Origin of the sequence: Janthinobacterium sp. NFX145, assembly GCF_049810325.1 — a bacterium.
GTDB lineage: Bacteria > Pseudomonadota > Gammaproteobacteria > Burkholderiales > Burkholderiaceae_D > Janthinobacterium > Janthinobacterium rivuli.
This window is the reverse complement of the sequence record NZ_CP187360.1, coordinates 3745227-3759518: the sequence shown is the minus strand read 5'-3', so window position 1 is coordinate 3759518 and position 14292 is coordinate 3745227. Positions and strand designations below refer to the sequence as shown.

Annotated in this window: 6 protein-coding genes; all 6 read left to right on the top strand. The window is 67.6% G+C overall.

Annotation, left to right across the window (positions count from 1 at the left end; genetic code table 11):
* Nucleotides 1–3 precede the first annotated feature (3 nt).
* A complete protein-coding gene (locus ACPJXG_RS16720; protein WP_425251732.1) occupies nt 4–1194 on the top strand; it encodes a CmpA/NrtA family ABC transporter substrate-binding protein in 1191 nt (396 codons plus the stop codon).
* A 14-nt stretch (nt 1195–1208) separates the two neighbouring features.
* Nucleotides 1209–1988 carry a uroporphyrinogen-III C-methyltransferase gene (gene cobA, locus ACPJXG_RS16715; protein WP_425251731.1) on the top strand — a complete coding sequence of 260 codons (780 nt, stop codon included), beginning with the start codon at nt 1209–1211 and terminating at the stop codon, nt 1986–1988.
* 143 nt (nt 1989–2131) lie between these two features.
* Nucleotides 2132–5170 carry a CHASE domain-containing protein gene (locus ACPJXG_RS16710; RefSeq protein ID WP_425251730.1) on the top strand — a complete coding sequence of 1013 codons (3039 nt, stop codon included), beginning with the start codon at nt 2132–2134 and terminating at the stop codon, nt 5168–5170.
* A 75-nt stretch (nt 5171–5245) separates the two neighbouring features.
* A complete protein-coding gene (gene recC / locus ACPJXG_RS16705; RefSeq protein WP_425251729.1) occupies nt 5246–8671 on the top strand; it encodes an exodeoxyribonuclease V subunit gamma in 3426 nt (1141 codons plus the stop codon).
* Entirely contained in the window at nt 8668–12336 is a 3669-nt protein-coding gene (gene recB, locus ACPJXG_RS16700) for an exodeoxyribonuclease V subunit beta (RefSeq protein WP_425251728.1), read from the top strand. Before recC ends, recB begins: the two co-directional genes overlap by 4 nt.
* On the top strand, nt 12333–14291 hold the full coding sequence (gene recD, locus ACPJXG_RS16695; protein WP_425251727.1) for an exodeoxyribonuclease V subunit alpha: 1959 nt from the start codon (nt 12333–12335) through the stop codon (nt 14289–14291). The genes recB and recD overlap by 4 nt, the downstream gene beginning before the upstream one ends.
* Nucleotide 14292 lies beyond the last annotated feature (1 nt).

Below are 14292 nucleotides of genomic sequence, written 5' to 3'. Positions count from 1 at the left end.
AGTATGACAGAGCAAGCGGGTAACCCGGTGGCAAGCAGCGCCCACGTGATGCGATCGCTGCATCCGGAAAAACAGACGATACGCATCGGCTATCTGCCGCTGACCGATTGCGCCTCGCTGGTGATGGCGGCTAAGCTGGGCCTGGATGAAAAGTACGGCATCAAGATCGAACTGAGCCGGGAGATGTCATGGGCCGGCGTGCGCGATAAATTGAACAGCGGCGAACTCGACGCTGCTCACGTGTTGTACGGTCTCGTGTATGGCGTGCAGATGGGCATCGGCGGGCAACAGCACGACATGGCCGTGCTGATGAACCTCAATCACAGCGGCCAGGCCGTCACCCTGTCGGCGGCGCTGGCGCGCGAGGGCGCCCACGATGGCGCCTCGCTGGCGCAGCACATGCGCGCCGCGGCGCGGCCATTTGCGTTTGCGCATACTTTCCCAACTGGCAACCACGCGATGCTGCTGCAATACTGGCTGGCCGCGCACGGTATCGATCCGCTGCGCGACGCGCGCGTGATGACGGTGCCGCCGTCGCAGATGGTGGCCGCCTTGCGCGCAGGCCAGATGGATGGCTTTTGCGCCGGCGAACCGTGGGGCTACAAGGCCATCGTCGATGGCGTGGGCGTGACGGCCACCACCAGCGGCGCCATCTGGCCCGACCATCCGGGCAAGGTGCTGGGCACCAGCGCCGCGTTTGCGCAGCAGCATCCGAACAGCTGCCGCGCCCTGATCGCCGCCGTGCTCGAGGCGGGGCGCTGGATCGACGCCAGCGACACCAACCGCCTGGCCATGGCGGCCACCCTGGCCGAGCCCGCTTATCTGCATACGCCGCAGGAAACCCTGGCGCCGCGCATCCTCGGCCATTACCAGGATGGCCTGGGCAAAACCTGGGACGAGGCGCACGGTTTGCGGTTTTACGGCGATGGCGCCGTGAATTTCCCGTATTTGTCCGACGGCATGTGGTTCATGACCCAGCACCGGCGCTGGGGCTTGCTGCGCGACGAACCCGATTATCTGGCGGTGGCAAGGCAAGTCAACCGCATCGACCTGTACCGCCAGGCGGCGGAAATGACGGCCACGCCCCTACCCAAGGCGCCCATGCGCAGCTCGACTCTGTGCGACGGCGTCGTGTGGGACGGCAGCGCGCCGGAAGCGTACGCGGCATCGTTTGCCATCGGTCACTTTTTTTAATGGGAGAGTTCATCATGGCGCAACAAGGAAGCGTGACCTTGGTCGGCGCCGGGCCCGGCGACCCGGACCTGCTGACGATCAAGGCAGTGAAGGCCATCGCGCGAGCCGACGTCGTGCTGATTGACGACCTCGTCAACCCGGCCATCCTCGCGCATGCGGCACAAGGCGTGCGCGTGGTCGAGGTGGGCAAGCGGGGCGGCTGCGCGTCCACGCCGCAAGCGTTCATCGAACGCCTGATGCTGGCCGAAGCGCGCGCCGGCCTGCACGTGGTGCGCCTGAAAGGGGGCGACCCGTATCTGTTCGGGCGCGGCGGCGAAGAGCGCGCCTACCTGCGCAGCCACGGCGTGGCCGTCGACGTGATCCCCGGCATCAGCAGCGGCCTGGCCGCGCCAACGGCCATCGGCGTGCCGCTGACGCACCGCGGCTGGAGCCAGGGCGCCATCTTCGTCACGGGTCACGGCAAGGATGCCGCGTCCGAGCCGAACTGGGCGGCCCTGGCGCACAGCGGCCTGACCCTGGTCATCTACATGGGCGTGGCCCGGGTGGCGGCCATCCAGGCCGGCTTGCTGGCTGGCGGCATGGCGCCCGGCACGCCCGTGGCAGTGGTGCAATCGGCCAGCCTGCCGGCGCAGCGCCAGTTGCTCAGCACTTTGCACGCTTTGCCCGATGACTTGCAAGCCAGCGGCCTGGGCAGTCCCAGCATCATCGTCGTGGGCGAGGTGGTGCGCTGCGCCGATGCCTGGGATGAGCATGGCGCCGGCGCCTTGCTGGTCGGGGCGCTGCGGGAAGCTTAAGCACCCGGTGTTTTCCAGTGCAACCATCGTGCGCGCTTTTTTTCTTGCGCAAGCGCGTCGGGCAGGAGCTTTGATAGTATCCTCGTACTTGCTGGGCGGCCGGAGCGCAGCCCATTCGAGGAAACCGGAATAAGCGATCGACAATGCACACTTTGAGCAAGGGCGGGGCGGGATCAGGCATCAGGATCTGGGCGGGTGGCCTGTTGCTGGCCCTGGCGGTGGGCGGCGCCCTGTACGCGGGCGCGGCGCGCACGGTCAATGACGACGCCGAACAGCGTTTCGACAATCTCACGCATAGCGCCCAGCATAGCCTGATCACGCGTGTAAAAAGCTATTCCGACCTGCTGCGCGGCCTCGAAGCCCTGTTCCGCACCAGCGAGCACCTGACGCGGCGCCAGTTCCACGATTACGTGGCCGGCCTCGATATCGCGCGCCAGTTCCCCGCCATCGAATCGGTTAACTATGCGGCGGCCGTGCCATCGGCGCAGCGCGCCGCCTTCATCGAGGCCGTGCGCAAAGACACCAGCCTGTCGCCGCGCGGCTATCCTGCCTTCACCATCCGCCCACCCGGCGAGCGGCCGGAACACACGGTGCTCACTTACCTGGAACCCGATTCCCTGCTGGCCGAACGCATGGGCGTCGACATCGGCGCCAACCCGCTGGTGGCGCAATCGCTGGCGCAGGCGCGCGACAGCGGCGAGGTCAGCGCGTCGGGCCAGGTGATCATGATCAAGGGGCCGCCCGCGCACGTGGGCCTGGGCATGCGCCTGCCCGTGTACCGCAACGGCATGCCGCAGGGCAGCGTGGCCGAGCGCCGCGCCGCCTACCAGGGTTCCGTCGGCATCGGCTTCGGCGTGGCGCAGCTGGTGCACAGCGCGCTCGAACGCAGCGCCCTGGAACCGCTGCACCTGACCCTGTACAGCGCGGGCGAACCTCTGCCGGCCCAAGGCGTCCTGCGCATCACGCCGCAGGACCGCCTGCTGTTCAACGATGACGGCGATCTGGCGGCGGCGCCGCCGCAACCGGGCAGCGATGCCGGCTATTTCGACCAGGTGCTGCCCGTGGCGTACCAGGGCGGCCTGTGGAAAGCCCATTTCCGCGTGCGCAAGGCGGAGCTGTACAGTCCCTTCGACCGCTATTTTCCCTGGCTGGCGCTGGCCGTCGGCGTGGCTGGCACCCTGCTCATTTACGGCTATATCTTTACCCTGTACCGGTCGCGCCGCAACGCGGTGGCGCAGCGCACCCTGCTCGATACGGTGCTCGACAGCGTCGACGCCTACGTCTACATGAAGGATGCCGACCTGCGCTACCGCTATGTGAATGCGCGCACGGCGAAGATACTGGGCCGTCCGGCGGAGCAGCTGATCGGCCGCCAGGATGGCGAATTGATGCTCGGCGATGCGGCCGCGTCCGCGCAGCGCACGGAGCGCCAGGTGTTCGACAGCGGCACCAAGTTCGTCGGCGAGGAGCGCTTCGTCGATGCACAGGGCCAGGTGCACCATCTGTGGAGCGTGAAGGTGCCGCTCGGCTTGCCCGGTCCCGTCACGGGCCTGATCGGCCTGTCCACCGACGTGACGGAACTGCACCGCCTGAAGGAGCAGGCCGACGCGGCCAGCCAGGCCAAGAGCGACTTCCTGTCGAACATGAGCCATGAAATCCGCACGCCGATGAACAGCATCATCGGCATGGCGCACCTGGCGCTGAAATCGGTGGCCGACGCGCGCCAGCGCGACTACCTGCAAAAAATCTTCCATTCGGGCCAGCATTTGCTGGGCCTGATCAACGACATCCTCGACTTTTCCAAGATCGAGGCGGGCAAGCTGGAACTGGAAGTGCTGGACTTCCGTCTTGACACCCTGCTGGCGAACATCGCCAGCCAGCTGGGCGACGCGGCCGCCGTCAAGGGCCTGGCGCTGCAGTTCGATATCGCGCCGGAGCTGTCGCAGCGCTGGCGTGGCGACCCGCTGCGCCTGGAACAGGTCTTGCTGAACCTGACCAGCAACGCCATCAAGTTTTCCGACAATGGCAGCATCTTCGTGCGCGTGCGCCAGTCCGAGGAGCGGGGCAGCCACGCCATGCTGCGCTTCGAGGTGCAGGACCGGGGCATCGGCATGAACCAGGAAGAGGTGGCGCAGCTGTTCCGCTCCTTCCACCAGGCCGACCCGTCGACCACGCGCAAATATGGCGGCAGTGGCCTGGGACTGGTGATCAGCAAGCAGCTGGTCGAGCTCATGGGCGGCAAGGTGGGCGTGTACAGCCAGCCGGGCCTGGGCAGCACCTTCTGGTTCACGGCGCGCCTGGAGAAAAGCGCGCAGGCGGCTGACGAGCGTATCGCCGAAGTCGAGCCGGAAGTACTGGACGTGATACGCGGCGCGTCCATTCTGCTGGTGGAGGACAACGTCTTCAGCCAGCAGGTGGGCTGCGAATTGCTGGAAGACGCCGGCGCCACAGTCTGCGTCGCCTGCAATGGCCGCGAAGCGCTGGAATTGCTGGCGCACCGGCGCTACGACTGCGTGCTGATGGACGTGCAGATGCCGGAGATGGACGGCTTCGAGGCGACGCGCCGCATCCGCGCCGACCCGCAGCTTGCCGGCCTGCTGGTGATCGCCATGACGGCCAATGCGGGCAGCGAAGACCGCGCCCGCTGCCTGGCGGCGGGCATGGATGAATTCCTGACCAAGCCGATCGCCCCGAATCTGCTGTTTCGCCTGCTGGCGAAATGGTTCCGGCTGCGCGGCGGCATCGGCAACATCGGCCGCATGCGCGCAAGCGACAGGCTGGCGGTGGCGCCGACAGCGCCGCCAGCGGACGCCGCGCCGGAATCGCGCGATACGGCCATCCTCGACCTGGGCACCCTGGCGCTCACGTTCAGCAATGACGCCGCGAAGATGCGCAAGTACACCCAGCTGTTTCTCGACACGGCGCGCGACGGCATCGCCGAAATGGAGCAGGCCATGGCGCTGGAAGACCTGGGACGCCTGGCCGACCTGGGCCACCGCAGCAAATCGTCGGCGCTGGCCGTGGGCGCGCATGCCTTTGCCGGCCTGTGCACGTCGATCGAAGGCTTGCGCGTGGGCGGCGACCTGCAGCAGGCGCGCGCCCTGCTGACGGCCCTGAGGCCGGCGCTGGCGCAGGTGGCGGAACAAATTTCCCTGGAATTTGCCGCCAGCGACACTCCCTGACGCAGGCAGCGGCGATAATATGCGTTTGACGCTTGCGGCCACCCGGCCGCAGGCGCGGCAACCCATCGGATCAGCATGCATACTCCCGTCACGCCCGGCCTCCTTATCCTGCATGGCAACCAGCTGGAACAGCTGCGCGCCGCCGTCTTCCAGTGGCTGCGCCAGCATCCGCTGGCACCCCTGGAAACGGATATCTTCCTGGTGCAGTCGAACGGCGTGGCCGAATGGCTGAAGATCGCCCTGGCCGAGGAGATGGGTGTGTGCGCCGCCACGCGCATCGCCCTGCCGGCGCGCCTGCTGTGGGAAAGCTACCGCGGCATGCTGGGGCGCGAGCGCGTTCCGCGCGTGTCGCCGTTCGACAAATCCCCGCTGACGTGGCGCTTGATGCGTCTGTTGCCGTCGCTGCTGGCCGACCCGGTGTTTGAGCCGCTGCGCTACTTCCTTGCCGATGGCGATAGCGAACGCCGGCTGCAGCTGGCCGAGCGCCTGGCCGACCTGTTCGACCAGTACCAGGTCTACCGCGCCGACTGGCTGGCCGACTGGGCTGCAGGGCGTGACCAGTTGCGCACGGCGCGCGGCGAAGCTATCCCGTTGAAGGAGGACCAGCGCTGGCAGGCGCAGTTGTGGCGCGCCGTGGCGGCCGACGTCGAGGCCTTCGAGCGCGACACGGGCCGCGCCGACATCCACGACGCCTTCCTGGCGGCGATCGCCGCCGGCGATGCGCCTGCCGGCAAGCTGCCGCGCCGGGTCGTGCTGTTCGGCGTGTCAGCCTTGCCGTACCAGACCTTGCAGGCGCTGGCCGCGCTGGCGCGCCACACGCAGGTGGTGCTGGCCGTGCCGAATCCGTGCCAGTTCTACTGGGGCGACATCATCGACGGGCGCGACTTGCTGCGCGCGCAAAACAAACGCCAGCGGCAGCGCAACGGCACCGACCTGGCCGGGATTCCGCTGGAAGAACTGCATGCGCACAGCCACCCGCTGCTGGCCAGCTGGGGCAGGCAAGGGCGCGACTTTATCCGCATGCTTGACGAATTTGACGAACACGCGCAAGCCGAAGGGCGCGACGACAGCCTGCGCATCGACCTGTTTGGCGAGGAAACGGGCGAGACCCTGCTGCAGCAGGTGCAGGTGGCCATCCGCGAACTGCGCCCGCTGGCCGAACACGAGCAGACACCGCCCGAGGCAGGCGACCGCTCGATTGAATTTCACGTGGCGCACAGCGTGCAGCGCGAAGTGGAAGTGCTGCACGACCAGCTGCTGGCCATGTTCGCGCACAGCGCCGAGACGGGCCTGCGCCCGCGCGACGTAGTGGTGATGGTGCCCGACATCGACACCTTCACGGCCGCCATCCACGCCGTCTTCGGCCAGTACCGGCGCAACGACGAGCGTTTCATCCCGTTCGAGATTGGCGACGTGAAGGACCGCAGCGTCAATCCGCTGCTCGTCGCGCTCGAGTGGCTGCTGCAGCTGCCGCAGCAGCGCTGCCGCCAGAGCGAAGTGCGCGACCTGCTCGACGTGCCGGCCCTGGCGGCCCGCTTTGGCCTGCAGCCGGACGACCTGGCCACCCTGGGCGCCTGGATCGAAGGGGCGGGCGTGCGCTGGGGCCTGGACCAGCAACACCGCGCCGGCCTGGGACTGGGTGCGGCCGGCGAGCAGAATGCGTGGATATTCGGCGTGCGGCGCATGTTGCTCGGCTATGCCAGCGGCAGTGGCGCCAGCTTTGGCGGCATCGAGCCGTATGCGGAAGTGGGCGGCCTCGATGCGGCGCTGGCGGGTTCGCTGGCGCAGCTGGTCGAGGCGCTGCTGCACTGGCGCGGTGTGCTGGCCGGCGCGCGCACGCCAGCCGAATGGGGCGTGCAGGCGCGCGCGCTGCTGGCCGCCTTCTTTGACGCCGATGACGAAGGCGATCGCCTGACCCTGGCGCAGCTGGAAGGCGCTTTGCAGGGCTGGCTGGAAACCTGCGAACACGCGGGCTTTGTCGAGCAGGTGCCGCTGTCCGTGCTGCGCGTGGCGTGGCTGGGCGCGCTCGACGAGCCGACCCTGAACCATCAATTCGTCTCCGGCGGCGTGACCTTCTGCACCCTGATGCCGATGCGCGCCGTGCCATTCCGCGTCGTGTGCCTGCTGGGCATGAACGATGGCGACTTCCCGCGCCGCGCGCAAAAGGCCGATTTCGACTTGCTGGCATTGCCCGGCATGGCGCGCCCGGGCGACCGCTCGCGCCGCGACGATGACCGCTACCTGATGCTCGAAGCCTTGCTGGCCGCGCGCGACAAGCTGTACGTGAGCTGGGTGGGGCGCAATGTGCGCGACAATTCCGAGCAGCCGCCGTCCGTCCTCGTGTCGCAGCTGCGCGATTACCTGGCCGCCGGCTGGTCGCTGGACCGGCATATGGCAAGCCTGACGACCGAGCATGCGTTGCAGCCGTTCAGCCGCCGCTATTTCGAAGCCGACGGTTTGCTGACCTATGCGCGCGAATGGCGCGTGGCGCATGCCGATGCAGATGTGGATGCGCAGGCCGCCGTACTGCCGCTGGGCCCCTACGAACTCGATCCCGGCACGCGCTTGAAACTGGGCGAGCTGGCCAGCTTTTTGCGCCAGCCCGTCAAATACTTTTTCCGCTGCCGCCTGAGCGTGTATTTCGCCGACGCGGCCATGCTGGGCGAGGATGAAGAGCCGTTCGGCCTGAATGCGCTCGAACGCTATCTGCTGGAAGACACCATGCTGGACGACGGCGGTGCCGTGGAAGCCTTGGATGACGTGCGCGCCAGCCTGCAAGCGCGCGCGGAAAAGCTGGCGCGCGAAGGCGTGCTGCCCATCGGCCTGATCGGCCGGCAGGTGCAGGCGCAGCTGGTCGAGGCGCTGGTGCCCGTGCGCAGCGCGTGGTTGTCCTTGCGCGCCTCGTTCCCGTACGCGGCCGACAAGCGCGCCATCAATCTGCCGTTTGGCGAGCTGCAGATCGACGACTGGCTCGACAAATTGTGCAGCAACGGGCAGGAAACGGCCTGGCTGATGCAGATTTCCTCGAAGGTGACGGACAAGGGCGGCCTGGCGCGCGGCGACAAGCTGATGCTGATGTGGCTGCGCCAGCTGGCCGCCGCCGCCCTCGGCTTTCCCGTCACCGGCTACCTGGTGGCGCGCGACGCCATCGTCAGCATGGCGCCGCTCGATCCGGCCAGTTCGCGCGAGGCGCTGGCCACCTTGCTGGCGCTGTGGCGCGAAGGCATGAACCATCCGCTGCCGACGGCCTGCAAGACTGGCCTGGCGCTGGTGCAGCAAGGCGACCCGCGCGCTGTCTACGATGGCGGTTTTGAGCTGTCGGGCGAGCGCGACGAACTGTGTCTGGCGCGCCTGTGGCCCGAGTTTTCCGCGCTGGCCGCGGAGGAAGCCTGGGAAGACTGCACGCGCGAGCTGTATGGCCCGCTGGCCGACTGGCTGCAGCAGCACATTACGATAGACCCGATCAGCGCGCCCGATGATGGCGCGGGAGAAGAACAATGACGAGCCATCTGCTCAACCCCCTGGCGTTCCCGCTGCACGGCTCGCGCCTGATCGAAGCGTCCGCCGGCACCGGTAAAACCTGGACCATCGCCGCGCTGTACGTGCGGCTAGTACTTGGTCACGGCGTGGGCCACGGCGGCGAAGGCACTGCTTTTACCCGTCCCCTGCTGCCGGCCGATATTTTGGTGATGACGTTTACCCGCGCCGCCACGCGCGAATTGTCGAACCGCGTGCGCGAGCGCCTGATCGAGGCGGCCGCATATTTCCGCCACGAGTCTGGCGGCAGCGACCCGTTTCTCGACGCCTTGCTCGAGTCCTATCCGGATGAGAGCGAGCGGCAAAAGGCCGCGCACCGGCTGATGCTCGCTGCCGAGACGATGGATGAAGCGGCCATTTTCACCATCGACGCGTGGTGCCAGCGCATGCTGCGCGAGCATGCGTTCGACAGCGGCAGCCTGTTCGACGAAGAACTGGTCAGCGACGAGCAAGCCCTGTTCGAGGATGCCGCCCACGATTACTGGCGCCAGCAAGTCTATCCCTTGCCGCCGCAGGCGCTCGACGTGCTGCTGGCCTGCTGGCCCGACGTGGGGGCGCTGAAGAAAGGCGCGCGCGAGCTGGCGCGCCGCGCCGACATCATGGGCATGGCGGACGAAGAACCGTTATCCATGCTGATCGCGCGCGAACAGCGGGCGCTGGCCGCGCAGCTGGCCACCCTGAAGGCGGGTTGGGTCGAGCGCGTCGACCGGATGGCCGTGTGGATCAACGACCACCGTGCCGCCAATCCCAAGTGTTTTAACGGCGTCAAGATGAAGCCGGAGAACCTGGCGAAGTGGTTCGACGGCTTGCGCAAGTGGGCGCAGGATCCGCTGTTGCTGCTGCCGGCCATCACGGCCAAGGCGTGGGAGCGATTGACGCCGTTCGGCATCGAGGATGCGTTTGCCAAGAGTTTCACGGCGCAGGTGCCCGAATGCTTCGAGCATACGGAGGCGTTGGGGATCGCCCTGGCGGGTATCACGCCGCTGGCGCACAAGCTGCACCTGCATGCGGCGGCGGCCATCGCGCGGCGCATGGACCAGTTGAAGCGCCAGTCGCGCCAGTTCGGCTTTGCCGACATGCTGCAGCGATTGCACGACGCGCTGGCTGGCGAAAATGGCGCGGCCCTGCGCCAGCGCATCATCGACCAGTATCCGCTGGCCATGGTCGATGAATTCCAGGATACGGCGCCGGCCCAGTACCGGATTTTCAACCTGCTGTACCGCATCGCCGACAACGATCCGGCCCTGGGCCTGTTCCTGATCGGCGACCCGAAACAGTCGATCTACGGCTTTCGCGGCGCCGACATCCAGAGCTACCTGGCGGCGCGCCGCGCGACAACGGGACGCCATTACCAGCTGGGTACCAATTACCGTTCCACGGCGCCGCTGGTGGCGGCCGTCAACCAGCTGTTCCTGCACGCCGAGCGCGAGGAGGTGCCGGCTGGCGCCTTCCGCTACCGCAAAAACGGCGAGAATCCGCTGCCGTTCGAGGCCGTCGACGCCAAGGGCCGCGCCGAGCACCTGGTGAACGCCAGCGGCCCGCTGCCTGCCCTGATGGCCGCCTGCGCCAGCGATGAAGGGCTGCGCGGCGACAGCTACCGCGAGTATTTCGCGCAGCACTGCGCCGAACATATCGTCGCCATGCTGGGCGATGCGCAAGCTGGTTTTACTGGCCCGGACGGTTTTACGCGCCTGCAGCCGGCCGATGTCGCCATCCTCGTGCGCGACCGCAAGGAGGCGGCAGCCATCCGCCGCGCGCTGGCGCGCCGCCGGGTCGCCAGCGTCTACCTGTCCGACAAGGATTCCGTCGTCGACAGCGAGGAAGCGCAAGACGTGCTGCGCTGGCTGGCGGCGCTGGCCAACCCGCTCGACGGGGGGCTGGCGCGCGCCGCCTTTGCCACGCGCACCATTGGCCTGTCGCTGGGCGAACTGGCGCGCCTGTCGAGCGATGAACTGGAATGGGAGCGCCGGGTCGAGCAACTGAAGGCCTTGCATTTGATCTGGCAGCGCCAGGGCGTGCTGGCCATGCTGCGCCGCTTCATCCACGAACTGCAGTTGCCGGCCATGCTGCTGCAGCAGACGGGCGGCGAGCGGCGCTTGACGAATCTGCTGCACCTGGCCGAACTGCTGCAATCGGCCAGCCGCCAGCTTGATGGCGAGCAGGCGCTGATACGCTGGCTGGCCGAGCAGATCGCCGGCGAAGGCGAGGGCGGCGGCGAACGCGTGCTGCGCCTGGAAAGCGATGCGGAGCTGGTGAAAGTCATCACGGTGCACAAATCCAAGGGACTCGAATATCCGCTCGTGTATCTGCCGTTTTCCGTCACGGCGCGCAAGGTGGACAAACGCAACCGCAGCTTCTTCGAGTACGCGGGCGAGGATGGCGAACGCCGCCTCGACTTGTCCTTGTCCGACGAAGCCATGGCGGCCGTCGAAGAAGCACGTATCGAGGAAGACTTGCGCCTGCTGTACGTGGCGCTGACGCGCGCGCGCCACTTCCTGTGGCTGGGCGTGGCCGCCCAGGCGGCGCGCAAGGCGGGCGATAACACCTTGCACGAATCGGCGCTCGGCTACCTGCTGACGGGCGGCGACAAGCTGCCGTTCGACCAGCTGCTGTTGCGCTGGCAGCAGGTGGCGGGCAGTTGCGACGCCATCTACGTGGGTTCTTTGGCGCAGCCCGACGCCTGCACGGTGCTGGACCGCGTCGAGCGGCGTCCCGAGCTGCGTCCCGCCCCCGTGTTCGCGGGCGAATTCGAACGCGACTGGTCGGTGGGCAGCTTCACGTCGCTGACGCGCCAGATCGGCGCCGTGACGGCCGCGCACGTGCCGCAGCGGGCGCTGGAAGAAACCTTGCTGGAAGATGGCACGGCGGTGGCCGTGGCCACGCCGATGCACATGGGCGACGCGCCCTGGCACCGCTTCCCGCGCGGTTCCGTGCCCGGCAATTTCCTGCACGAGCAGCTCGAATGGATGGGCGGCGAGGGTTTTGACTGCGTCCACGACGACAATTTCAATACCCGCCTGGCCGCGCGCTGCGAGCGGGCGGGCTGGGGCCACCGCCAGGACGACGCCATCGCCTGGCTGCGCGAGATCGCCATCACGCCGCTGCCGCTGCTCGATGCCTCGCTGTCGCAGCTTAATAGCACCCTGTCCGAGATGGAGTTCTGGTTCCCCAGCGAGCATTTGTCGACGGGGGCGCTCGATCAGCTGTGCACGCGCTTGCTGCTCGACGGCGCGCCGCGTCCCGTGCTGCCGCGGCGCCAGCTGCACGGCATGCTGAAAGGCTTTGCCGACCTGGTCATCGAACAAGATGGCCGCTACTGGGTGCTCGACTACAAGTCGAATGCGCTGGGCGCCAACGACGCCGCCTACCACACGCAGGCACTGGCGGCCGGCATGGCGCAGCACCGCTACGATATCCAGGGCGCCATCTACATGCTGGCCCTGCACCGGCTGCTGAAAAGCCGCATCGGTGACGCGTATGACCCGGCCGAGCACCTGGGCGGCGCCATCTTCCTGTTCCTGCGCGGTATCGCGAATGCGGACACGCATGGCTGCTACTGGCTGGCGCCGCAGCTGGAACTGCTGGATGGCCTCGATCAATTATTGTCAGAAGAAGTGGAAATAGCATGAACCATGACGTGGCCCTGGACGCCCTGTTTACCCATGTGGACGGCGTCGCCGAAGCGGGCCATCTGCGCCGCCTGAGCGCCGCCTTTGCCCGCTTCATCGCCAGCCTGGACGAGGGGGCGCCGCTTGCGTCCGCCGTGGCCGTGGCCTGCGTCGTGCTGTCCGAGCTGGAAGGGCGGGGTCACAGTTGTCTGATGCTCGCTGACCTGTCTGGCGAACCGTCGCAGTTGCTGGGTTGGAGCGAGGAGCTGTGGCATGGCGTGCTGGCCGTTTCCGGCCCGTTGCCGGACAGCGTCGCTGGCTGGCGCGCGCTGCTGGCCGGCGCGCCGCAGGTGTGGCAGGTGGGTGCGCCCGACGTGAAACAGCCGCTGGTGCTCGATGGCGACCGCCTGTATTTGCGCCGCTACTGGCGCGATGAGAGCCTGGTGGGCGAAAAAATCGCCGCGCGCGCACAGGATTTGACGAATCCGCCGCTGGCGCAGGTGCGGCAATGGCTCGACATCCTGTTCGACCAGCCCACGCAGGATGGTGGCCCGGACTGGCAAAAAGTGGCGTGCGCCGTCGCCCTGCGCGGCAAGGTGGCCATCATCACGGGCGGGCCGGGGACGGGCAAGACGTACACGGTGGCCAGTTTGCTGACCTTGCTGTTTGCCGTCTCGCCGCAGCCGGAGCAGCTGCGCATCGCGCTGGCCGCGCCCACGGGCAAGGCGGCCGCGCGCTTAAAACAGTCGATCGACAAGGCCTTGAGCGGCCTGGCGAAAAAGGTCGGGGTAGCCTTGCCCCTGCTGGAACTGGCGCGGCGCATGGGCGCGGCCCGCACCCTGCATAGCTTGCTGGGCGCGCGGCCCGATACGCGCGCCTTTGCTCACCACGCGGGCAATCCGCTCGACGTCGACGTGCTGATCGTCGATGAAGCGTCGATGGTGCACCTGGAAATGATGGCGTCCGTGCTTGACGCCTTGCCGTCCACGGCGATATTGATATTGCTGGGCGACAAGGATCAACTGGCGTCCGTGGAAGCGGGCGCCGTGCTCGGTGACTTGTGCCACGACGCGCAGGCGGGCGGCTATACGGACGCCACCATCGCGTATGCGCAGGCGGCCAGCGGCGTGGCCATTCCGGCCGCCTTTGCGGGGGCGGCCGGTGCGCTGGCGCAGCAGACGGTGATGCTGCGTCACAGCCACCGTTTCAGCGGCCCGATCGGCGAACTGGCGCTGGCCGTGAATGGCGGCAGGCCCGATCTGGCCAGGGCCTGCTTCGCTGGTGACAGCGGTGGCCAGCTGGCGTGGACGGTGCCGGCGCAGCAGGAAGACGTGCTGCGCCTGGCCTTGCGCGGACGGCTTGACGCGCCGGGCGGGTATCAGCCGTATCTGCAACTGGTGAATGCCGGCGAGGCCGCGTACGCGCAGCATGACGACTGGGTGCGCGCCGTGCTGCACGCGTTTGAAGCGTTCCGCATCCTGTGCGCCGTGCGCGAGGGCGAGTGGGGCGTGGCCGGCCTGAACACGGCCATTGAGCTGCGGCTGGAAAAGGAAGGCTTGATACGCCGCAGCGAATGGTATGTGGGCCGTCCCGTGATGGTCACGCGCAACGACTATGGCACGGGCGTGTTCAATGGCGACATCGGCCTGACTTTGCGCGACCCTGCGCGGCCCGGCTCCCTGCGCGTGTACTTCCTGGAAGGCGAGAACGTGCGCAGTGTGCTGGCCACGCGTTTGCGTCATGTGGAAACGGCGTTCGCCATGACCGTGCACAAATCGCAGGGCTCGGAATTTCGCCACACGGTGCTGGTGCTGCCGCAGGAAGGCGGCGCCATGCTGGCGCGCGAACTGGTCTACACGGGCATCACGCGCGCGCGCGACTTCTTTACCCTCGTCTCGCCCACGCAGGCCGTGCTGTTCGACGCGATTCTGCGCCGCACGCAGCGGGCCAGCGGGCTGCGCGGCTTGATCGGCTGAG

Coding starts and splice junctions, on each gene's coding strand:
- ACPJXG_RS16720 (WP_425251732.1), top strand. CDS start 4: ATGACAGAGCAAGCGGGTAACCCGGTGGCAAGCAGCGCCCACGTGATG.
- cobA (WP_425251731.1), top strand. CDS start 1,209: ATGGCGCAACAAGGAAGCGTGACCTTGGTCGGCGCCGGGCCCGGCGAC.
- ACPJXG_RS16710 (WP_425251730.1), top strand. CDS start 2,132: ATGCACACTTTGAGCAAGGGCGGGGCGGGATCAGGCATCAGGATCTGG.
- recC (WP_425251729.1), top strand. CDS start 5,246: ATGCATACTCCCGTCACGCCCGGCCTCCTTATCCTGCATGGCAACCAG.
- recB (WP_425251728.1), top strand. CDS start 8,668: ATGACGAGCCATCTGCTCAACCCCCTGGCGTTCCCGCTGCACGGCTCG.
- recD (WP_425251727.1), top strand. CDS start 12,333: ATGAACCATGACGTGGCCCTGGACGCCCTGTTTACCCATGTGGACGGC.